The 22,326-nt window shown below is 45.1% G+C and carries 19 protein-coding genes, 1 tRNA gene and 2 pseudogenes; 11 read left to right on the forward strand and 11 right to left on the reverse strand.

The window, feature by feature from the left end; all coding sequences use genetic code 11:
- Positions 1–61: 61 nt before the first annotated feature.
- From SYN6312_RS12635 to murJ, 3 genes are all read right to left on the reverse strand, one after another.
- A complete protein-coding gene (locus SYN6312_RS12635) occupies positions 62–508 on the reverse strand; it encodes a beta-lactamase hydrolase domain-containing protein (RefSeq protein ID WP_015125278.1) in 447 nt (148 codons plus the stop codon).
- 364 nt (positions 509–872) lie between these two features.
- Positions 873–1,385, reverse strand: a complete 513-nt coding sequence (locus SYN6312_RS12640) for a DUF1993 domain-containing protein (RefSeq protein WP_015125279.1) — start codon at positions 1,383–1,385, stop codon at positions 873–875.
- Positions 1,386–1,694: 309 nt separating this feature from the next.
- Positions 1,695–3,377, reverse strand: coding sequence for a murein biosynthesis integral membrane protein MurJ (gene murJ, locus SYN6312_RS12645; protein ID WP_015125280.1), 1,683 nt, complete (start codon positions 3,375–3,377; stop codon positions 1,695–1,697).
- 186 nt (positions 3,378–3,563) lie between these two features.
- Here murJ and SYN6312_RS12650 point away from each other — a divergent pair.
- From SYN6312_RS12650 to SYN6312_RS12660, 3 genes are all read left to right on the forward strand, one after another.
- A tRNA-Leu gene (locus SYN6312_RS12650) sits at positions 3,564–3,645 on the forward strand.
- A gap of 167 nt (positions 3,646–3,812) precedes the next feature.
- The gene (locus SYN6312_RS12655) at positions 3,813–4,049 is read left to right on the forward strand and encodes an Arm DNA-binding domain-containing protein (RefSeq protein ID WP_015125281.1); all 237 of its coding nucleotides are present in this window, start codon (positions 3,813–3,815) and stop codon (positions 4,047–4,049) included.
- Positions 4,050–4,098: 49 nt separating this feature from the next.
- Positions 4,099–4,566 (forward strand): helix-turn-helix domain-containing protein, encoded by a 468-nt coding sequence (locus SYN6312_RS12660; RefSeq protein ID WP_015125282.1) that lies wholly within the window; start codon positions 4,099–4,101, stop codon positions 4,564–4,566.
- 14 nt (positions 4,567–4,580) lie between these two features.
- Here SYN6312_RS12660 and SYN6312_RS12665 read toward each other — a convergent pair whose 3' ends face one another.
- The 6 genes from SYN6312_RS12665 to SYN6312_RS12690 form a co-directional block, all read right to left on the reverse strand.
- A complete protein-coding gene (locus SYN6312_RS12665) occupies positions 4,581–7,463 on the reverse strand; it encodes a response regulator (protein WP_015125283.1) in 2,883 nt (960 codons plus the stop codon).
- A 161-nt stretch (positions 7,464–7,624) separates the two neighbouring features.
- On the reverse strand, positions 7,625–9,427 hold the full coding sequence (locus SYN6312_RS12670; protein WP_015125284.1) for a SpoIIE family protein phosphatase: 1,803 nt from the start codon (positions 9,425–9,427) through the stop codon (positions 7,625–7,627).
- 51 nt (positions 9,428–9,478) lie between these two features.
- On the reverse strand, positions 9,479–9,850 hold the full coding sequence (locus SYN6312_RS12675) for a response regulator (protein WP_015125285.1): 372 nt from the start codon (positions 9,848–9,850) through the stop codon (positions 9,479–9,481).
- 417 nt (positions 9,851–10,267) lie between these two features.
- Positions 10,268–11,461, reverse strand: a complete 1,194-nt coding sequence (locus tag SYN6312_RS12680) for a murein transglycosylase A (protein WP_015125286.1) — start codon at positions 11,459–11,461, stop codon at positions 10,268–10,270.
- Positions 11,462–11,585: 124 nt separating this feature from the next.
- Positions 11,586–12,101, reverse strand: a complete 516-nt coding sequence (locus SYN6312_RS12685) for a DM13 domain-containing protein (protein ID WP_015125287.1) — start codon at positions 12,099–12,101, stop codon at positions 11,586–11,588.
- 186 nt (positions 12,102–12,287) lie between these two features.
- Complete coding sequence (locus tag SYN6312_RS12690) at positions 12,288–13,286, reverse strand: adenylate/guanylate cyclase domain-containing protein (RefSeq protein WP_015125288.1); 999 nt, start codon at positions 13,284–13,286, stop codon at positions 12,288–12,290.
- 158 nt (positions 13,287–13,444) lie between these two features.
- Between SYN6312_RS12690 and SYN6312_RS12695 the strand changes: the two genes are divergently transcribed.
- The 6 genes and pseudogenes from SYN6312_RS12695 (at position 13,445) to SYN6312_RS12715 (ending at position 18,887) form a co-directional block, all read left to right on the forward strand.
- Positions 13,445–14,011, forward strand: coding sequence for a peroxiredoxin-like family protein (locus SYN6312_RS12695; RefSeq protein WP_253276354.1), 567 nt, complete (start codon positions 13,445–13,447; stop codon positions 14,009–14,011).
- Between the two features lie 99 nt (positions 14,012–14,110).
- Entirely contained in the window at positions 14,111–15,064 is a 954-nt protein-coding gene (locus SYN6312_RS12700) for a PRC-barrel domain-containing protein (protein WP_015125290.1), read from the forward strand.
- Between the two features lie 198 nt (positions 15,065–15,262).
- Positions 15,263–15,460 (forward strand): annotated as a pseudogene (locus tag SYN6312_RS18395) (DUF2887 domain-containing protein); the annotation flags it as partial.
- Between the two features lie 34 nt (positions 15,461–15,494).
- On the forward strand, positions 15,495–15,764 hold the full coding sequence (locus SYN6312_RS18400) for a DUF4351 domain-containing protein (protein ID WP_156804792.1): 270 nt from the start codon (positions 15,495–15,497) through the stop codon (positions 15,762–15,764).
- A 44-nt stretch (positions 15,765–15,808) separates the two neighbouring features.
- On the forward strand, positions 15,809–17,110 hold the full coding sequence (locus SYN6312_RS12710; protein WP_015125291.1) for a glutamate-5-semialdehyde dehydrogenase: 1,302 nt from the start codon (positions 15,809–15,811) through the stop codon (positions 17,108–17,110).
- An 88-nt stretch (positions 17,111–17,198) separates the two neighbouring features.
- Positions 17,199–18,887, forward strand: coding sequence for a mechanosensitive ion channel family protein (locus tag SYN6312_RS12715; RefSeq protein ID WP_015125292.1), 1,689 nt, complete (start codon positions 17,199–17,201; stop codon positions 18,885–18,887).
- Between the two features lie 5 nt (positions 18,888–18,892).
- Here SYN6312_RS12715 and sixA read toward each other — a convergent pair whose 3' ends face one another.
- Positions 18,893–19,411 (reverse strand): phosphohistidine phosphatase SixA, encoded by a 519-nt coding sequence (sixA, locus tag SYN6312_RS12720; protein WP_041431540.1) that lies wholly within the window; start codon positions 19,409–19,411, stop codon positions 18,893–18,895.
- A gap of 3 nt (positions 19,412–19,414) precedes the next feature.
- On the opposite strand from sixA, the pseudogene tnpA reads away from it, so the two are divergent.
- Positions 19,415–19,809, forward strand: a pseudogene (tnpA, locus tag SYN6312_RS19040) (IS200/IS605 family transposase).
- A 132-nt stretch (positions 19,810–19,941) separates the two neighbouring features.
- Positions 19,942–21,018, forward strand: coding sequence for a hypothetical protein (locus tag SYN6312_RS12725; protein ID WP_015125294.1), 1,077 nt, complete (start codon positions 19,942–19,944; stop codon positions 21,016–21,018).
- 73 nt (positions 21,019–21,091) lie between these two features.
- Here SYN6312_RS12725 and psbD read toward each other — a convergent pair whose 3' ends face one another.
- Positions 21,092–22,150, reverse strand: a complete 1,059-nt coding sequence (gene psbD, locus SYN6312_RS12730; protein WP_015125121.1) for a photosystem II D2 protein (photosystem q(a) protein) — start codon at positions 22,148–22,150, stop codon at positions 21,092–21,094.
- Positions 22,151–22,326: the final 176 nt, after the last annotated feature.

Consider the following 22,326-nt stretch of genomic DNA (forward strand, 5'->3'; position numbering starts at 1 on the left):
GTGATTTCCAGACTTGGACTTTCAGGATCGGGGAAAGAGAGGTGAGTTGCCAGCCTCAAAGTCAACTTGAAGCAGCAGGGGGTGCTGTGTATTTACTCAAAAACAGCTTTAAGTGAGGTTGTTCGGAGTTGATCCCCAGTTCCTCTGCCTTCTGGATAATCTCTGCATGGCTCAGATGTTCTTCAATGGCAAGGGCAATTAAGGCCAAAGCCCCACCCCTGGCCCCCGCCCCACAGTGAAAGACAATCGGTTTGGGTAACTTTTTGACCTCAGCTAGAATAGCCTCAATTTCCCGATCCTCCGCAATTCCTGAATTAAGGGGAAGATGCCGATACTCCAGGCCAACTTCAGCCACCAGATCAGCCTCATTCTCCAAAAAACCGTTTTCTCCAGCAGAGCGGAGGTTAATCACAGACTGATACCCCTGCTCCACCAGCTTTTGAAAATCTGTAGCATTGGGTTGGTCGGCCCCAGCGTAGTCTTGATTAATTTTCTTGATCGAAGCCATAAATACTCCTAAAAGACGAGCGATAAACTGTACTATTTGATCTTACAACAAGGCCTGATCACCTTTGATCGGTTCAAGCCGAGGTGGTTGTGAAGTTATGGCTTAAAAATGACTTGAGATAGGGTTGCTCTAGGTTAGTTCCCAGTTCTTGTTTTTTTGGCGCAATCTTCTTATATAGCGTTAGGCAGACTGTTCTGAGAGAGTAGAAATCTTAAAAAACGCCCATAAAGAATTTTTCTGACTTGTCCTTGTCTAGCCCTAAATGAGTAACGCTATAGCGGTTCAAATCAGCGGCGATAATAGTCTTAAATTCAGCATTAGTGGTGCTCGACCGTCTGCTGCATTTGATTGGAATAGTTAGACTTCATTTTTGTCTGACATATGGTACTAAGTGCATCATGTAATCCCGTTTTCCGATTGGCACACCAGCCATACGAAGAATGTTGTAGGCCGTAACCAGATGAAAGTAGAAGTTGGGAATCAAAAAATCATTCACATAGGCATTACCAGATAATTCGACATAGAGTCCCTGTCCCAAGTCAATATGTGTAACCTCATCTAGCTTTTCGTCTTCAACCCTCAAGTCCGCTAGGAGCTTTTTGGTATTTGATATGTGTGCAGATGCCTGCTGAAGAGAGAGAACATCTGGATCTAGATTATTCATCGGTTTACCGTCATACCACAGAGCAAAGTTGCGGGGCTGATTGCAGGTGAACACAATCTGTGTGCCAAAGGGAAGCATATCTGCCGTAATGCGCGTTTGAAGGAAAGAGTCGTTGTCACCAAAATGGGACTGAGCTGACATCAAGAGGTGCTCAAGAGTCGCTAATCGGCTTTGGAAAAGGTTTTGGAGAGAAGCTATACTCTGACTTTGCATTTTTTAATCCCTCAAGACCCATTTTATGAAGCATAGCGTTATCTACGACAGCTTGCCGCCTAGCAGTTGCATTGAGCGGTGCAAACTAAGTTTTGATTTCATTAAAGCATTATATGTTTGCCTGTTTTAATTGGCGAGAATAATTAATTGTTGTCAGCTTATCTAGAAAATAGCTATTCATTCAGCGTGGATTTAAGTCAGAATTTGTACGACAACAAATAAGTGCTTACTTGATCTCAAAAATTATTCCTGTTTGCTATATGTGTCCAGAGTCTTGATATTTTTTGTGACTACAAACCTATCTCCCGCTCACCCATTTCTGCGCCAATTTGAGGGAAGAAATCGGTAGAGCTTGGCTAAGAAAAAATCCAGCTCTGTCAGCTTCATTGGCCAAATCATTAACCCAAACACAACTACTCCCGCCAGGCCAGCCACAGCTAGTTGCATTAACTGGTTCACTAACCCCTCAGTGCCCATAACCCCCTTCAACCCTTGCAATGCTCCCCAACACGCTCCACCACTAGCCACACTGGCCAACGCCACCCCCCCCAGGGGCCAAAGCAAATCTCGCCAAGGTAAGCCCCCCAGTCGCCGTTGCAATATCCACAGTAATGCCAGAAATGAGAGCAGATTTACCCCTACGGTAGCCATAGCCAGGCCGGGTGCGCCAAAGGAGCGAGTAAAGAAGAAGTTAAAACCAAAGTTAAAGGCGAGGCCCCAGAGGGTAATTTTGAGGGGTGTACTACCATCTCCTAGGCCATAAAACACTCGAACCAGAACATCTCGGGCCAAATAGGCAAACATCCCCACCGCATACACCAACAACAGGGCGGCGACCAAACGAGAGGCGGCAAAGTCAAAGGCATAACGTTCATAGATGACCCGCACAGTTGGCAGTGCTAACGCCGCCATCCAGGCCCCCACAGGCATCATGCTTAAGGCTGTTAAGACTAGACTCTGGCGAATCCGTTGTTTCAACTCTGGCCAATCAGGAGGAGATGCTAGCCGGGAGAAAATGGGCATATAGGGAACTAAAATTACATTGGACAAGATTCCTAAGGGCGTTAGAAACAATAATTGGGCATATCCCAAGGCTGAGGCTGCCCCTGTGGGCAATTGTGAGGCAAAAAACAGACTGATATAAACGCTAATCAACAACATCCCCGATGACAGAGTTGCCGGGATCATTAACTGACCCAATTCCCTCACTTCTGGCTGATTAAAGTCAAACCGCAGTCGGAGTCGCCCCATTCCTGCTTGCCATTGGGCCGGAATTTGGACAAACCATTGCAACAGTCCCCCGGCCAACGTACCCCAGGCCAAGACCGCTGGCCCATAAAGATGACTAAAGAACCAAATCCCAATGATCACTGTCACGCTGGAAAGTAAGGGGCTTACGGAAGGCAACCAATACTGATCTGCAGCATTGAGAGTCCCAAAACCAATACCAATCAACCCTGATAAGACTGCCAAGGGAGCCATGATTTGGAACTGTTCAGTAGCTATGGCCTGAATGTCTGGGGAAGCACCGGGAGCAATGATCTGAATCAGGGGCCTGGCGAATAGGATCAATAATCCTGTCAAAATTAATAGGAGTCCACCCACTAAGGTTGTTACTGTTTCTACCAAGGGAGCCGCTTTTTCTTTGGGATGCTTGAGGACAACGCTAATAATCGAACTGTGGAAAGGGCCGTTGATCCCACCCAGAAGGACAAATAAAAATCCCGGAATTACATAGGCGTAGTTATAGGCATCCACCGCTGCTCCAACTCCAAATTCAGCGGCAATGGCCTGTTGACGAACTAAACCAGCCAGCTTACTAATCAGGGTGGCGATGGCAACAATTGTGGCAATGGTCGCTAAAGACCGCACAGGTTTAGATGGATGGGTCGGAGTAGGCTGGGTTCCCAAATCCGTTGAGGTTATTCCGTCAGGATTATCTGTTGAGTTTGAGTCTTTAGGGGAGGGGGAAGGATCTGTTTTTTCCTTCATGGGGTACAGCCAAGGCCTGGGCAAAGAGCAATAAAATCATACCCCGCTGTGTTGAGTTGTCAGGTTTTGAGTGGAAGGAGGGTGAATTCCCCTCGGCCTGGCCAAAAAGTCTGTCATCAGCCTGCCTTACTCCCCGAAATAAGTTGGTCACATTTGTTACGCGTCTACGCTACAATCATAATCCACGGGCGAGTGGCGAAATTGGTAGACGCGCTAGACTCAAAATCTTGTTCCGCGAGGAGTGTCGGTTCGAGTCCGACCTCGCCCATCAAAAAAGAATATGAGACCGTCTGAGATTGTCTATAAACCATTACTGGTAAAGTATTACAGCCTTATCGATTGTCTGACTCAGTCTCATTTTATCTAGGGTAAGCTAGGGGTAAGTGGGAGTGAGTTTAAGGGTAATTCCCCCAACAGTGAAGGGAGCTACCCCCAATGCTGACAGGGTTGGCAATTCGTAAGGCAAAGACTACTGAGAAAACCCAAAAGCTCTTTGATGGCGCCGAGCTTTATCTGGAAGTCCCAAAGAAGGGTAATAAACGATGGCGGCTCAAGTATCGCTACCAAGGCAAAGTAAAGCTAATCAGCTTAGGTATTTATCCAACTATTACGCTGGCAGATGCGAGACAACGGCGGGATAAAGCTAAGAAACCTTTAGCGAACGGCATATAGTGATCGGTTTTTAGACATCAGATAATTAGAGCATAGTTTGAATCGTCTTATGGATGAACTCAACCAATTTATTAATGCTTGTCTAGATTCAAGAGAGACTAAGCGGGCCTTAGCAGTAAAGATGACACTAGAAGGATTTACGCATCAACAGATTATGAATATTCTTCGAGTTTCATCAGGATTTGTTACGAAATGGAAGCAAGCTTTTTTATTGTCAGGCGTTAATGGACTAAAACTGGGCTACAAAGGTAAAGCTGCATATTTTACAGAGGTTGAAAAACAACAAGTCAATGGAGATAAGCCAGAACAAGAATGGCCTATTCACTACATCAAATTAGCCCCATACGCACCGAAACAAAATCTGATTGAAGCAGTGTGGTTGCAAGTTAAAAACTTCTTGAGGAATGAGTGGCACTTATTGAAAACATTTAAGATTACTAAATGGCTGTTTGAACAGTTCTTAAGTCATTTTGTTCTCCATTCTTCTCATCTCAGTATGTATGGTACGTTGTCATGAATAATTCATGTTTGCTACAGTAAAAAAGTAGAATGATTTTGCTCAATCAGTAATCGAACTTCCTGTAATAGACTTTGCCGACTATAATTGCCTTTTTGGAGGACACTTTCAACAGAACCGTGTAAACGCGCTCGATCTTTATCGGTCAATGTTTTGGCAGTAATCACAACAACGGGAATATCCTGCCATTGTTCATTTTGGCGTAACTGCTCAATTACCCCAAACCCATCCAATCCAGGCATCATCAAATCGAGCAGAATAAGGGCAGGGGTATATTGTCTTAAAATATTGAGAGCAGTAATACCATTCTCTGCTACTAAGACTTCCCAGCCATCCTTTTCTAATTGTCGTTGAATTAATTCACGATTATTCTCATCATCATCAACAACCAAAATAAGATTAGAAGTAAATTTTTCTTGATATTTCTTCAATAATTTATCCAGTTGTTCTCGTTGAATAGGCTTGACTAAAAAATCAGTGGCTCCTAAGGTAATCCCCATACTTTTATCATCAACAATCGTTGCCATGATCACCGGAATTAAAGATAAATCAGGGTCAGCTTTAAGCCTGGTCAAAACTCCCCACCCATCTATTTTAGGCATAATCACATCTAAGATAATCACGTGGGGGTGGTGATCCTTAGCAAGCTGTAAGCCAACTTCTGGATCATCAGCGACCATCACCTTAAAGCCCTTGGGTTCAAAATAATGTCGAATCAAATCATGGATTGCTAAGTCATCATCAATTACCAAAATTGTCTTGCCAGTCCAGATAGTACTTTCAAAAGTACCTGAGTCAGTTGTTTGACTGGAATTAATATTTACAAGGGTGTTAAGTATTGCTGGTAAACGAATCGTAAAGGTAGAACCAACACCATATTGACTATCAACATTTATTGTGCCACCTAGCATTTGGCAAAACTTTTTTGTAATAGACAAACCCAGGCCAGTGCCACCAAATTTACGGGTTGTGGAAGCGTCGGCCTGGGTAAATGCTTGGAATAATTTTGCTTGTTGTTCAGATGTCATGCCAATTCCCGAATCTTTAACACGCATAATAATCCAATCCACATCACCTTCATTCGTTCGGTTAACAGTAAGACAAACCGTACCATTATCTGTAAACTTACTTGCGTTACTAATTAAATTAAACAAACATTGACGAATTTTAGTAACATCAGAATGCATTGCCCCCAAATTATCAGACATTTCAACCTGTAAATTGTTATGATTTTTCTCAACTAAAGGTTGAATTGTCGCGATCACTTCCTGAATCATGGGGGCTAAATCGAAATCTTCAAGAAAAAGCTCCATGCGCCCCGCTTCGATTTTAGATAAATCTAAGACATCATTGATTAGTCCAAGTAAATGCTTTCCTGCTCCTTCAATTTTTTTTAGATCATCAATTAAATCATCTGCACCTACATCTTCAGCATCATCTTGGAGCATCTCACTATACCCAATAATCGCATTCAAAGGAGTTCTAAGTTCATGACTCATATTGGCCATAAAGGAACTTTTTGCTTTATTGGCAGCTTCAGCCTGCTCCATTGCTTCCTTAAGTTCATGGGTGCGCTCTTCAACCCGTACTTCCAATTCTTCATTAGATTGCTTAAGACAATTAAATGCATGACTTAGCTCTTGTGCCATTTGATTAAACAAGAAGGCTAGTCGTCCCAGTTCATCCCTGCGTTTAAAATCTAAGTTAACATCTAAATTTCCAGATGCAATGGCTTCTGTGGCTTCAGTCAGTTGCAACAATGGAATTGAAACTTGACGGCGCATGATCAACATTAAAATTAAAATGATGGAAAGTAATAATAGAAGACCGATAATTATAAATATAAACGTGTGTCTAAAGATGTCGACCTGATAGAAAGATAAAGCTTTCGGAATAGTAGTGACCAAATATTGATCTGAGGCATCAATTCTAGCAACTATCAAATATTGTTCATGATCATTATCATCAATAATTTGTTCTTTATCAAAATTATTAATCACTAGATTAAATAGCTCTATTAATTTTTTGTCTTTACTTTCTAAAATATTAAAATATTCATTGCGTTTGATGATATTTGCGTAGTCAGGATGTCGGATTAAAGTCCCATTTTGATCAAACAAAATACTTTGTGTCTGGGAGCGGCTGGAATATAACTTTGAATTTCTAAAACGTTCAGAAAATAAATCAAAGCCCAAAACAATTTTAGAGCTAGAGTTGGTCGTCACTGGTGCTGCGTAAGTCACAACCCAGGCCTTAGAGTCCTGATCATAATGACCATCTGACCAAACTGTTAAACCTCGTTTCTGATTGACTCTTTCATAATCATTAAAAAATTTCTCAATATCAATCTGATAGTGAGGCAAATAAATAATTAGACCAACCTTGGGAATTTCGATATATAGATTTGCAAAAATGGTCTGCCAGGCCGGCCCATAGTGACTCAGAACTTTATAGTAAGCAAGTAATTGCCGCTTCTCTTGAGTTGATAAGGCCGTATTTGGCTTAATAAAAATTCGTGGCATCCAGCTTTGACGTGAAAACTCAGGGCGATTTTGCAGCGATCCATCTGGCATTTTTACAAATAAACGGTTAAACTCATCAACAACATTACCTGCATGAGGAGTATTTAACTCACGTAAAATTGCTCCCTTAAGTATGGTTTGCTTAAATTTGGCATCCCTAAAGTTTTGTCCGTAAAGCTCTGCTTTTTGCTCAAGGTTATGAAGTTCTTGTTCGAGTATTTCTTCCTTAACATTATGGTAAGTGACAATATACCCAATTAGTGTTGAAAAAAATATTGCAACTGCGATACCAGCACTCGTTTTTAGGAGAATGCTTCGCACAATGGAGTCTGAATAGTGAGATTTATTTTTGATAAAGTCCTTATCGTTTGCCATGATTCTTTATGAAATTTAAATAAAATTCACACTGAATAAAATAAGAAAGAAGTTTTATGAGGAAATTGAAAGTTATTTTCTGATCACTTTAATTTGAGTAATTTGATCCGACTAATATTGTCATTAAAAACTGTAATCCCAAAAAGATCAAGGCTGTACAGTTAGGAAGAGCTTAGAGACTCTCTGCGGTGAATGGCGAGTAACGTAATATCATCAAATTGCTCGGCAGTATCAATGTGCTTTAAGACGTTTACTTTAATCGTTTCTAGCAAATCTGCGCCAGAGTCAGCTGGTTGCTGGATGATTCGATATAGCTCATCTCTGGAAAAAAACTCCCCATCAAGATTTCTGGCTTCAGAAACCCCATCGGTATATCCCACTAATATCTCACCACGCTCAATTTGAGTATTAGCCATCTTAAACGTAATTTTGGGCATCATCCCCACTGCTGGGCCAGTTGCTTTGAGTTGCTCTCTAATTTTTCCATCACTGGTAATAACCACCAAAGACTCATGGCCGCCATTAATATAGGACAACTGACCCGTATTCAAGTCTAATATCCCATAAAACAAGGTTGCAAACATACTCAAATCCCCATGATGAATTGCCACATAATCATTTGTCAAAGCGATAGCCTCCAAAATCTGCTCAGACTTTAATATTTGTAAGTCATTGAAGCTATCACTGCCCTGCGAGCAAGTTGCCTTGTAGTCTATTTGAATCTGAAATGAAAAGATACGAATTAGACTCCGAAATAAAGCCATAAAGAGAGCTGCACCAACGCCTTTATCACAAACATCAGCGATGACAATTCCCACACGGTTTTCAGTTAATTCAAATAGGTCATAAAAATCTCCAGCCACCTGCCGCGCAGGCTTAAAGAATGCTGAAAACTGCCAACTTGGATGCTGCACTAATTCCCGAGGTAAGAAATTAAGTTGCATCTGCCGCCCCATTTCCAGCTCTTTGGTCATTTTGGCAGAAAGAGATTCCACTTGCCGTAAGTAATCCTGCTCCCGATCTCGGAGTTGTTTTTTATCGAGTGTTGAAGTAATTCTAGCCCGTAGTAAAGTTGAATTTAAGGGCTTGGGTAAATAGTCCTCTGCCCCAATTTCAATGCAGCGAATAACTTGATCAATTTCATCATTAGCAGAAATCATAATCACTGGGATATGCCGCAATTTTTGATCAGACTTGAGGCGACTTAGAACCTGAAATCCGTTCAGTTCTGGCATCATATAATCTAAAAGAATTAAATCATACGCCCGATGTGACAGCTTTTCTAGGGCTTGATACCCATCAACGGCTGTATCAACCTCATACCCTTGGCGTTGTAATTGTCGAGAGAACAAGACTCGATTATTTTCAACATCGTCAACAACTAATATGACTCCAAATTTCTGCTCTGAATCACTCTTTAATCTGTCGTGAGGATTTTTATCTTGGACATTTTCAATACGGTTACTTTCGCCTCTAAATATGCAAAGAATATCCTCAGCCGAGGCAATCTTTATCTGGGAAATTAAATTAATAATTTTCTTGAGATTTTTAGTTGAGCTTTCAATTTTGTCAATATCTGTCCCTGATGCCTTCAGTTGTTCTTCATGGTGAAGAGTTTCACAATCTTCAAAGATATTATCAATGATTGGAACGATGTCATGGGTCAGTAAATTAATAACAGTTATAAAATCAGATTCAAAATTATTGACTAACTCTGTAGAAAGCACTAGATGATTGTTGACACTCGTAAGTATCTTTTGTCCACAAATTTGAAGTGAGCTAAGCGCGTTGATAACAGTCTGATTTGACGACAAAAATTCATCACCTTCTAAATCATCCAAAATAATTTCGCTATAGCCCAAAATACCGTTAACTGGGGTGCGTAACTCATGTCTGAGCAATGACAACACCTCAGTCACCTGCTGATGAGAAGCGGAAAGTGAGTCAGATTCAGATGTACTCATGACACAAAAACCATGAAAAATAAGCTAAACTCGAATCTCATTTCTTTTGTGTCAGTTCTGATGATGAAGATGTTGCTCAATTTTGCCCAGTAAACGAGGTAATTCGATGGGCTTTGTATCATAATCATCACATCCGGCGGCTAAGGCTTTCTCCTTGTCCCCGGCCATTGCATGGGCTGTGAGGGCAATAATGGGGATATGTTGGGTTTCGGGATTGTTCTTCAATGTTTGTGTTGCTGTCCATCCGTCAATAATGGGTAAACTAATATCCATTAAAATAATGTCTGGCTTTTCGGAAATACCCAGATTTATCGCCTGAGAACCATCTACGGCAAAAATAATTTCATAGCCCTTTTTAATCAGGCGACGAGATAACATATCTCGATTCAGTTCATTGTCTTCGACGAGTAAAATTCGAGGCATCTAAAATCCCAAAGAGAATAGTCTCCTTTATACTTGCTGATCATAACGGAAATGCTTGAAAAATGGACAGATTAAAATACCTTATGCCCGATGTTGATAGCACGCTGACCTGAGTTCCATGACACAGCCCCTGAATCCTTTACTACCTATCAATTAGATTGGATTGCTTTACCCAGACTGTGCTGATTTATAAAAATCTTCATAATTCTGTCAGCAGGACACTTTTAACTGCTCCCTAGCTACTTCGCTATCTTTACACTATTCCTCGATCTATCGGCTCATATCATTATTCCATTGATGCCCTAGTCAAGGTTCAATAAAAGGATTTCAGGGCTTGTTGAAACATCTCGATGACTGAGTTTTAATAAGCATCTAGACGTATGCCTATTTCTGATAGGTATCAATCATAACTTAATTTTATTTTAAAAGTAAATAATAAAGTTCACCATCGGTATTGATCAGGCCTGCCCTCGCTTTGGCAGCATTTCCAGTGCCCATAAAAATATCCACTCGGCCAGGCCCCTTAATAGCACTGCCCGTATCTTGATCTAAGACAAAACGACTGACGGGCTGCCCAGCGTTATGACCTTGTGCAGGCTTAGGAGGAATTACCGTATTGATAATCGCCAAAGCACCGGGAGGCCAGAGACTTTTATCCGTGGCAATGGAACGCTCGGCGGTAACTGGGACATTAATGCTCCCCTCAGCTTGCCCTCCTTGGGTGTTCCGAAAAAATACAAAGCTTTCATTCCGAGGAATATAATTGTCCATTTCTAGGGGATTGGCCTGGAAATAAGCGATCAAACGGGGTAGGGTCAACTCCTCGCGGGGAATTTTGCCATCCTTAATTAATTCTTGACCAATGCTGGTGTAGGGAAAATTAGTTTTACCCGCATAGCCGACAGTCATCATTTGCCCATTGGTGAGTTGTAACTGGGCTGAGCCTTGCACCTGAATTAAAAAGGCCTCCAGCCGATCCTTGAGCCAGGCCAACTCTAAGCCCTTTAATTTACCTTGGGAGCCTTGCAAACCGTCCTCGCCTTCCAACTCTCGCCGTGTGGGATGGGGATGGGGCCAATTCTGAAAATCGGCCGGCCGGCCATAAATGGGATAGCGATATTCAGGGGTAGATACCAAACTAGCGGCATAGACGGCTTCGTAATAGCCCGTAAAATGGACTGTCCCGGCCTGGTCATTGCCCACAGATTGATAAAAGGCAAACTCATTTTTAACCGCTACTTTGAGGGCCTGGGGATTGGGGCTGTGGATAACCAACTGGCGAAATCGCTGTAAACTTTGGATAACTCGTTGTCTGAGATTAGGGCCAAGGACTGCACCTGGCTGATTGGGGGCTGTATATTTTTTATAATCCGAGATGGCTTTCGGAGAGTTTAGGTAAGCCAAGCTCTGATCAATGGCCCGTAATAAGCCTGAGCGGTCATTCCCCGGCCCCCATAACCCCTGATCCAGGCCAGCCATTGGGTTGACTTCACTGCTTGGGACTGAACGAAAGGGAAGAGAGATTTGGGCCGGAACCACCATTTCCCCACTGAGGCCCAAGACTAGTGGAATCACGCCAACCCCAAGAATTTTCGAGAGCACAGACACCATCACTGAGATCAACTAATAGCTAATGGGTAATTGCCAATGACACTACTTGCATCTTAGTTGAGGCCAGGACTGGGATGGGGGCAAAAAGGTTCCGATTGTGGCAGAGGTAGGGCAGAACCAGAACTTACTTGAGAGTGGCGGCACCAAAGGTGGCATTAAATTTCCGACACCAAATTCCTACAGATTTATAGTTTGCCAAATTGATATTTTCGGGAATAGTGTAGGTCTGAGTTCCATTAAATTTCTGCAGCGGCGCAACCACCACATAATCTCCAGCTTTGAGAGCATAGGCCGGAGGTTTGGTAGAACCAATGACATTGTTGGCCCGATGGAGGATAACAACCAAGTCTGGCCCCATAGAGAAGGTACTAAATCCTTGATCCAGTTGAATCAACCGTTTATTGCCCTCCTTAAGGATTTTGACTCCGCCTTTAGTGGGATGTTCTCCTGAGACAAATGTGCCAGAACTAATCACTTTTGGTGACTGGGCAAGGAGTTGGGTTGGATGAGTCGGAGATAAAAACTCAGGGCTGGCGAAACTGGCATGAATACCCCCCACGAGTCCCAGGCCCGCCGCAGCTAAACCGACCATTACAGCGCGAACCGAAGACTTGAATCCTGTTGCAGGCTGAATTCTCATAACTTTTCCTAGTGACCGAAAACTTGATTTGTCTTTAGATCATGGGTTGTCGGCCTGATAATTACCTGAACGAAATCTGAGAAAATGCTGAGGGTTAACTGGAAAGTTCTGACTACGCCTCTGTTCAGGGCTGAGAGGCAAGTTTACATTGCTAAATGTCTAGGTATTCTGGGTTTTGAGCAGAGTTTATTTTTTAAATCGGTTCATGAATGCCGTCACCCGTTGTCCCAAAGATAGGCCTGGTGCTGTGGCCTGGGAAACTATTGAATTTACGAAGGGAGGTTCTCCGGTAATGGCAGTAATTTCCACCAGGGTTAAATCTCCTCCGGTTCTCGCCAGGCGGCCCGTGCGTTGAGTCGTCACAGCATCTTTGACTTGCTGATGGGCATCTCCAGACACCAGCAGGCTTGTCCCAGCGTTTTTATTCGCAGCTTCAATCAAGGTGGCGACATTGACGGCTTCCCCAAAAGGGCTGACAAATTCTGGACGGGTTGGATCCACAGGGACTAGAACTACGGGGCCAAAATGGACACCGATCGTAAGTTGCAAGGGTTGGTAGGACAGGGTATGGAGAAAATGGTTTAGTTCACCCATCGCCGTTTGCATTTCTAAAGCTGCCCAAATGGCCTGGCGAGCCGAATCCTCATTTTCCTCCACACCAAAGGTAGCAATTGCCCGATTCCCCAAAAAGTTGTTGAGTGTACCCCCAAACTTGCTAACGACCTGATGGAGGCGATTAAAATAGCGGCTAATGACATAAACGACATCAAAGGGAAAATTGACCTCATCAAACTCCGCCTCACCCCGAATTCCAGCCACCAGGAGAGCCACATTTTTCTTTGCGCCAGTCCCCTGATGGGCTAATTGCTGATCCACCAGGCCAATGTCATCTCGATCTAACACCATACGGCGAATTTCTACCTTGCCTTGGGAGACTTTGGTTTGGCAGGCCAGGCGAATATGAAAGGGAAAATCCAGCTTTTTGGCTAAGGCTAGTTCAGGCCCCGAAGGCAGCGTGCAATGCTCAATCCCATCTAAGACCATGATGCGACAGGTCGAGCAATTGGCATGGCCACCACAGACATGGGTATGGTCAATATTGGCTCGCAACAGGGCATCCAGCACCGTCTCATTGGGGTTAATCGGCACTGTTTCGCCATCGGGACGGCAATAAATTTCTGGCATAAAATTACTCCTTGGTCACTCTTCCAACGGTAACATTGCCAAAAAGATTTGCACCCACATGACGCTACTAGGCTGTGCTGACCATTGCCAGGTCTGGAGAGAGTATTGATCCCGATCTCAGGGTAAACTACTTAATGAACGCGTGGTTGGGGTCACTGGTGAACGTGCAGCTACCCTTTTTTAGTTCCAATAACTTTACAGGCCTGGTCAATGACCGCTTCTGGCAGAACTTTTTCCCCGTGCCAGCAACTAATCGCCTTGTCCTTGGGGGCCTGGTTCCCGATTTTGAATTGCCCGTTGTCCAGCAGGGAGACCGAATTCGTTTAGCGAGTCTCTGGGTTGAGAAGCCTGTAGTGATTGCCTTTACCCGCATTTTCACCCAACATCAATACTGCCCCTTTTGTTTGCCTCACATTAAAGACCTGAATCAACAATATGAGGCGTTCCAGGCCAAGGGAGCCGAGCTTTTACTCGTTACCAGTACCGACATTGGCCAAAGTCAAATGGTGGTCACAGACCTTCAACTCAAAATGCCCCTCCTCAGCGACCCGGAGTGCAAAACCTTCAAAAAATATCAAACTGGCCAGGCCCTCGGCGCACCCCTACCCGCCCAGTTCATCATCACCACCGCCGGACGACTTCACTACAAGCACCTATTTTCTTTTTTTGATCACAATTCAAGCGCCTCCCAATTGCTGGCAGAACTCGATCAACTGCCTGTCTAAACAACCCACTTCGGCTAGAATGATACGATTCGTAATATTCAATCGCTAGTATTGAGATAGGTTCGCACTCAGGACACTAGATTAGGAAGCAGAAGCAGCATGACCATTTCGGAACAATTCCTGCAACGGGGCGATTTGATTGGAACTCAGGTAATTACCCGGGATTCTGGTCGGAAACTGGGTGTAATTAATCAAGTCTGGGTGGACATTGATCAGCGGTCGGTGGTGGCCCTGGGGATGCGGAATACTCTCTTCACCGGGGAGCAACGCTACATTTACCTAGACAGTATTCGTCAAATTGGGGACGTGGTGCTGGTTGATACTGAGGATTCCCTGGAGCCAGTCAATGTGTTTAACTACAGCACCCTGATTGACAGTGAAGTGATTACAGAAACCGGAGAACTCTTGGGTAAAGTCCGAGGTTTTAAGTTTGAGGTGGAAACTGGAAAAGTCACAGATTTAGTGATTGCCTCCTTTGGCTTGCCTTGGATTCCCTCTCAGTTAATCAGCACCTACGAATTGCCCATTGATGAAATTGTCAGTACTGGCCCCGATCGGCTAATTGTTTTTGAAGGGGCCGAAAGTCGCTTAAATCAGTTAACTGTCGGTCTTTTGGAGCGGGTTGGCCTGGGTGCGCCCCCTTGGGAGCAGGAGGAAGATGAGTACATTCAACCCATGACCCCGACGAGCAATCAATTACCCGCAGGCAGTCGTACCCCCGTTTATCCCCCCGAACGCCGTTATGATGCTCCCCGCCGCCGTACCTATGAACCAGAGCCGGAGTACGAATATCGGGAACCCCGCCCGGCCAAGGCCCCACAATATTACGAAGAAGATAATTGGGATGAAACACCACCAGCCCGGCCTTTGAGTCGCCCTAATTACCAAGCTACCCCGGAGACCCGCGCCTATCAAGAACCAACCATTGAATATGATGACGACCTTGAGCAGGATCCCTGGCGCAATCAAGAGGATGAACCTTATAAAGCTCCTCGCGTCAATATTCCGAGTCCTGAAAAGGTTAAGAAAAAGGAAACTGAACCTGAGTATTAACTAACTCATATAGAAAAATATTGGAGTCGTCAATCAGTCTGAACCTCAAAAGTTAGGCTTATGTTTTAAGGGCCACGATTTCACCAATTCACTGAGCCTTCTAAGAAGAACCTGGAAAAACTCTAACTTGGGTGTTAACCTAATCGCCAAACTGAACAACGCAATCCTACGCCTTACCAAGCTCTTCTCAACAGTTCCCAAATCCATTGCGTGTATTTAGATGAACTTGAACTCGGCGCAGCCCCCTCTCTACCCCTACAACTGATCCAACTCACGGTAACTCAGACCGAAGACTCAAAAGAACTAGTCGAAAATATCATCAAACAGGCCAAGCAGTATCCACCCCCAACAGAGCAAGCGATAATAAACCTAGCCACCACGATCATTGCCTATTAAATTTACCCATTTGAGTCGGCAGGAGGTTGAAGAGATGCTTGGATTTACGACCACAGAATTGCACAAGAGCCGTTTCTATCAAGAAATTAAACAAGAAATCAGGGATGAAGTACTTGAGGAAGGGCGGCAAGAAGGGGAGCAGCTTTTGATTTTGCGGCAACTATCCCAGGGATTTGGAGAACTCGACCCAGGCCTGGTGACTCAAATTACAGCCTTATCGTTAGATCGCTTGGAGGAACTGGGGCTGGCCATTTTTGACTTTGAAACGGGGCAGGATCTCCAGGCCTGGTTGCAGCATGACTAAAATTGTTCAAGTATCAAGTTTATCGCCAGAGTAGCAAAGGAATCATGACCGAAGCATTCACCCGGCCCCTCTTGGAAACCATTCAATCGGTGCACCAGGCCAGCCGCCAGGCCGCCCAACTCACCCCGGCCCAAAAAAATCAGGCCCTTGAATCTGTCGCCCAGGCCCTAGAAACCTTTGCCCCCGAAATTTTAGCGGCGAATCAACAGGACTGTGAACAGGCCAAACTCGAGGGATTACCGCCCCCCTTAGTTGCCCGCCTTAAACTGGATACCGATAAACTCCAAGGGGCGATTGCCGGAGTCAGACAAGTGGCGGAATTGGCGGATCCGGTTGGGGAGATTCAGATTAAGCGGGAACTGGGTGATGGGTTAATTTTGCAGCGATTGACCTGTCCCCTAGGCCTATTGGGGGTCATTTTCGAGGCCCGGCCCGATGCGGTGATCCAAATTTCAGCCTTAGGGATTAAATCGGGGAATGGGGTCGTTCTCAAAGGAGGAAAAGAAGCCTTAAATTCTTGCCAGGCCATTGTCAAGGCGATTTATCAGGGACTTGCCCAAACGGATTATCCCCCAACAGCCATTGCCCTGCTCACCCAACGCAGTGAAATTCAACAGCTTTTAGAGTTGGATCAATGGGTAGATTTAATTATCCCTCGCGGCTCCAATGAATTTGTCCGTTACATCCAAGACCATACCCGGATTCCCGTGCTCGGCCATGCCGATGGGATCTGTCACTTGTATATTGATCAAGCCGCAGATTTAGCCCAGGCCGTCGCCATTACCGTAGATTCCAAAACTCAATATCCAGCCGCCTGTAATGCGATTGAAACCCTTTTAATTCACGCCGAGATTGCCCCCAAATTCTTACCAATGGTTTGTGATGCCCTCCAGGCCAAGGGAGTCGAATTACGGGGAGATGCAACCTCACGCCAATTTGTCGAGCTAGCCCCTGCCACAGAAACCGATTGGGCCACCGAATATTGTGATTTAGTTCTCTCGATCAAAGTGGTAGACTCCCTTGACCAGGCCTTGGCCCATATTGACACCTACGGCTCAGGCCATACAGAAGCGATTGTGACTCAGGATCAGGCAACGGCTCAAACATTCCTCGCTCATGTGGATGCGGCGGGCGTATTTCATAATTGTTCGACCCGGTTTGCCGATGGCTTTCGCTATGGCCTGGGGGCAGAAGTGGGAATTAGTACAGCCAAATTACCACCACGGGGGCCAGTGGGCTTAGAAGGCTTGGTGACTTACAAATATCAACTGGTTGGGAATGGCCATGTTGTTCAAGATTACAGCGGCCCCAATGCCAAATCCTTCACCCACAAGACTCTGAATTAAGTTTCTTTTGGCTTAAGGTTGTCCCAATTGATCCAGCTTATAATTAAGTAGCTAATTTTTATTACGATTTGAGAGCTAGGGATTGAGCATGAAGGCGCGTCAACTGCAATGGTGGTCACGGTTTATTGGCCTTGGCCTGGGCCTGTTATTAGCAGTGAGTTTAAGTCTCTTTTGGCCAGCCTTAGCCCAATCTCCCACACCGACCGTTTCCCCAACTTCTCCCACCTACTATGTCACCCTAGATGGCCAAGAGCTATTCCCGATTCGGGAGCGAATTAGTTCATTTACCCCTGAACAACGGACAAAAATCATTTCCGAACGCTTAAAACAATTAGCTGAAGATGTTCGATTAGAACTCGATCAATTTCGCACTGTCGATAATCCAAAAGGTGGTTTTACGGATATTATGGCTGGGGACACCATTATTTTCAGTGTGTTTGATACAGATACCCAAGGCCTGGGATTAAGTCGCCAGGAGTTAGCCAACTCTCACTTAGAGACCATAAAAACTGCGGTCAGTAATTACCGAGAATCCCATCGGCCGAGTTCGATTTTGTTTGGTGCTTTTTTGACTGTGATCACGACGATTATTACAGTTTTTATATTTAAGGTTTTTAATAAAATTCGGACTCCCCTACAGGAAAAACTCCAGGCCTGGGAACGATCTCATATTCCCCCTCTTCGATTGTTTGATACAGAAATTCTCACCGCAGATCGAGTTGCCGATGGTTTAGATGAACTGTTTAAGCTGGTCTCTCTCTTTCTTATTCTGCTAATTAGCTATACCTATGTTCACCTGGTTCTCAGTTATTTTCCCTGGACTCGGCAAATTTCTGCGTCCCTACTCGAAAATATCCAAGTTGCCGTATCAACGCTCTGGCAAGATTTTGCAAATTACATTCCCAACCTAATTTTTGTTGGCTTTATTATTCTTGTAACCTTCTATACCCTGCGATTTACACGATTTATTTTCACGGAAATTGATCGCGGCAATATTACTTTTCCCGGTTTCTATCAAGAATGGAGTAAACCCACCTACAACATTGTCCGGGCCTTGATTATTGCCTTTGCGGCCATCATTGCCTTTCCCTATTTACCGGGGTCTGGAAGCCCAGCCTTTCAGGGGGTTTCAGTCTTTTTAGGTTTACTTCTGTCCTTGGGGTCTAGTGGAGCAGTTTCTAACATTGTCGGGGGAGCTATTCTCACCTACACCAGGGCTTTCAAAGTCGGAGATGTCGTGAAAATTGGTGAGGCGCAAGGCCAAATTACTGAACAAACCCTGTTAGTCACCCGGATTTATACACCCAAGAACTTAACGATTACGATTCCCAATGCCACCGTTGTCAGTAGTCAAATTATTAACTTTAGTGCGGCCGGTCAAGACGCGACTCGTCAGCCGTTAATCCTCTCTACCACCATTACCTTGGGCTATGATACCCCTTGGAAAAAGGTCTATGAAGCGATGATTGATGCTGCCCTAGGAACTCAAAACATTCTCAAGGAACCTGCCCCCTTTGTTTGGCAAACCAGCTTAAATGATTTCCATGTTAGTTACGAGATCAATGCCTACACTGACCGACCGGAGCGAATGCCCTGGATTTTGGCAGAACTTCATCAAAACCTCCAAGACTATTGCAACCAGGTCGGGATTGAAATTATGTCTCCCAACTTTCATGCCATGCGGGATGGAAACCGAACCACTATTCCTGAGAACTACTTACCGGCCGACTATCAACCCCCAGGTTTTAAGATTGAATCGGAGTCAAAATCTAGTTAAAAGAGCTATGGCTTCGGGACTTTTCCCAGTAGAAAACGGGGCGGTGTTAACAAAAACAAACTGCTTTGCCCAACTGGATCTCCTAATGGCACATCCAGGCCAATGATTCCCGCTTTTTTAAGAGCTAATACACCCCGACTACTGCCCCAAACCAATAACTCGGCCCACTGACTTAAATCTGGTTCATGGCCCACCAAGGCTAAACCCATTCTGGCTTGAGAGTGCCACTGGTCTAACCACTGTAGCCAATCCCCAAATCGTCCCCCCGGAGCTAAGGCCTCGTTGATCTGGACTTCATCTGCCAGGCCAGCATTGAGGAGAATATCACTGGTTTGTTTGGCTCGGACTAGGGGACTGGAGAGAATTAGATCGCAACTCACCCCTAAATCCACTAACCGCTCGGCAATCTGTTGAGTTTTCTTTTCCCCTTGATTAGTTAAGTAACGCTCAGCATCGGGGCCGGGAAAGAGTTCTCGGTCAATGGCAATCCCATGCCGAATTAGATAAAGGGGGAGTACACTCATCTGATGATTATTCATTGTCCTAGCCCGCTAGTCGAAACTACCCACCGAGGAAGTCATACCATCACCTGTCTAACTGTCCACCTCATATGGGGCACGAAGTATCGCGATCAGGTTTTATAGCATGACAGGGAGTGGTGAGCAAAGACCAGGTCCATATGCATATTGAGTACCCTCCATCCCAGTCAATTAGTGAAATTGTTAGACGGATCAAGGAACGCACCTCTCGCTTGTTACAGCAAGAATATCCAGACATACAAAAACGATATTGGGGGAAGCACGTTTGGGCTGTAGGGTAGCGTGGAGGACTGGAACCATGTATTGAAAAACTGGTGCAAGAGTATTTAGAATATCATCCTCATCCATCAAATCAGGATCACGATAACTTTTGTCTCGAATGAGTTAACTTGAGCTTTAGCCCTAGGCAAACCTCTATACTTTCAGTGCAGAGTTGTTCATTAGAATAGAGCAGGGCCTGGTGACAATGGCCCCAACTAGCAGGGCTTTGCCCCCTCATCTTAGGAAAAATCTTCATGATCACTCGCCAAGACTTACTTCATCTGCAATCCTTGACCCACGTACCAGCTCTCTCAATTTTGCTCCCCACCCATCGTGTATCTCCCGACAATAAACAGGATCCAATTCGGGTCAAGAACCTAGTAAGTGAGGCCGTTGACCGCCTCAAGGCAGAGTTTTCCCAGCGAGAATTAGAACCATTACTGAATCACCTGGATACCCTAGTTAGCGAAATTGATTACCCCCATACCTTAGATGGCCTGGCTCTCTATGTCAGTCACGACTTTGCCAAACTCTACTACCTGCCATTTACTATCCCCGAGCGGGTTGTCATTGACAAAACCTTCGCCACCAGAGACTTGGTTTATGCTCTCCACCGCTCACTCCGCTATTGGGTCTTACTCCTAAGCCAAGCTTCAACCCGTTTATTGGCGGGTACTGGGGAAACCTTAGAAGAAGTATCGGATGCTAACTTTGCTATGGAAATGACCGGGCCTGGTGCCACAGCCCCAATACCGACCCTGGCAGATTCTAGCTATCTTGATGATCGACATCGCCGCTTTTTCCAGCAGGTCGATAGTGCATTAACAGACTATGCCCAAGGCGAAGAACTACCCCTGGTTCTGGGGGGTGTGGATCGACAGGTGGCTTTTTTCCAAGAAGTGTCTCAATACACGTCTTTCATTGCTGGCGTCATCAGGGGTAACTTTGACCGGGTTCCTGCCCATGAAGTGCTAACCCAGGCCTGGCCGCTGATTCAATCAGTGCGAGAATCCCAACAAAACCAGACCCTAGACGAATTGGGGCAGGCAGCCGGTGCTCAAAATGTGGTTTCTATGATTGAAGAAATCTGGAATATGGCCCAGGCCGGCCGGGGCAAGCTGCTTTTGGTTGAAAAGAATTACCATGTCCCGGCCATTGTCACCGAGAGCGGGCAACTTCAATTAGTCGAAAGTCCTGGTGGTGTTGATGTCATGGATGATGCCGTTGATGAAATTATCGAGTTAGTCTTGGCCAAAGGTGGCAAAGTCATCTTGGTTGAAGATGGTGCTCTTTCGCTTTATCAATCCATTGCCTTGATCTTGCGGTTCTAAAATTCTCAATGAAAAAGGGCTCCACTCAATATCTGGTGCAGCCCTCAAACTTAAATTAATTAACCAACCTTCCTTAGAGCGCATTACCCCGTGGTAAGACTTCTTCTGGGAAGATAAAGTTTTCATGGGGTTGGTCTTGGGGAGCCATCCAGGCCCGAATCCCTTCATTCAACAAAATGTTCTTGGTGTAGAAGGTTTCAAACTCCGGGTCTTCAGCGGCCCGAATCTCCTGGGAAATGAAGTCATAAGACCGCAGGTTCAACGCTAAACCCACAATCCCAATCGAAGCCATCCATAACCCCGTCACTGGCACAAACAACATGAAGAAGTGCAACCAGCGTTTGTTACTGAACGCAATCCCGAAAATCTGTGACCAGAAACGGTTCGCAGTCACCATCGAATAGGTTTCTTCCGCCTGGGTTGGGTTAAACGCCCGGAATGTACTTGAACCTTCCCCATCTTCAAACAGGGTATTTTCGACCGTCGCCCCGTGAATTGCACACAAGAGCGCACCCCCTAAGACACCCGCTACACCCATCATGTGGAACGGATTCAGCGTCCAGTTGTGGAAGCCTTGGAAGAACAACAAGAACCGGAAAATAGCCGCCACCCCAAAGCTAGGCGCAAAGAACCACCCAGATTGACCCAAGGGGTACATCAAAAACACACTGACGAACACCGCAATCGGGGCACTGAAGGCAATGGCATTGTAAGGACGAATCCCGACTAAACGAGCAACCTCAAACTGCCGCAACATGAAGCCAATCAGCGCAAAGGCCCCGTGCAAAGCAATAAATGTCCATAACCCACCCAACTGACACCAGCGGGTAAAGTCACCTTGAGCTTCCGGACCCCAAAGTAATAACAAGGAGTGCCCCATGCTATTGGCTGGAGTGGAAACCGCAACCGTTAAGAAGTTACAGCCTTCCAGATAGGATGAAGCCAACCCGTGGGTATACCAAGAGGTGACAAAGGTTGTTCCGGTCAACCAACCGCCCAAGGCCAAATAGGCACAAGGGAATAATAAAATGCCGGACCAGCCGACGAAAACGAATCTGTCGCGCTTAAGCCAGTCGTCGAGGATGTCAAACCACCCCCGCTCTGCTGGTGCGCGCCCTATTGCAATGGTCATAGATAAAACTTCTCCACAGGAATAGAGAGATGATGAGTTCAATATTAAATAGCTAGTCCCCTATCAAAAATAAATAAAGGGCTAGTCTAGTTTACGAATCTTCATAACTCCTCTAATCTAGCAAAGTTTTTTGAGAGGTTCAATTTCCCGCCCATGACGTTGCTGTTCGCTATTGA

The organism is Synechococcus sp. PCC 6312 (assembly GCF_000316685.1).
GTDB lineage: Bacteria > Cyanobacteriota > Cyanobacteriia > Thermosynechococcales > Thermosynechococcaceae > Pseudocalidococcus.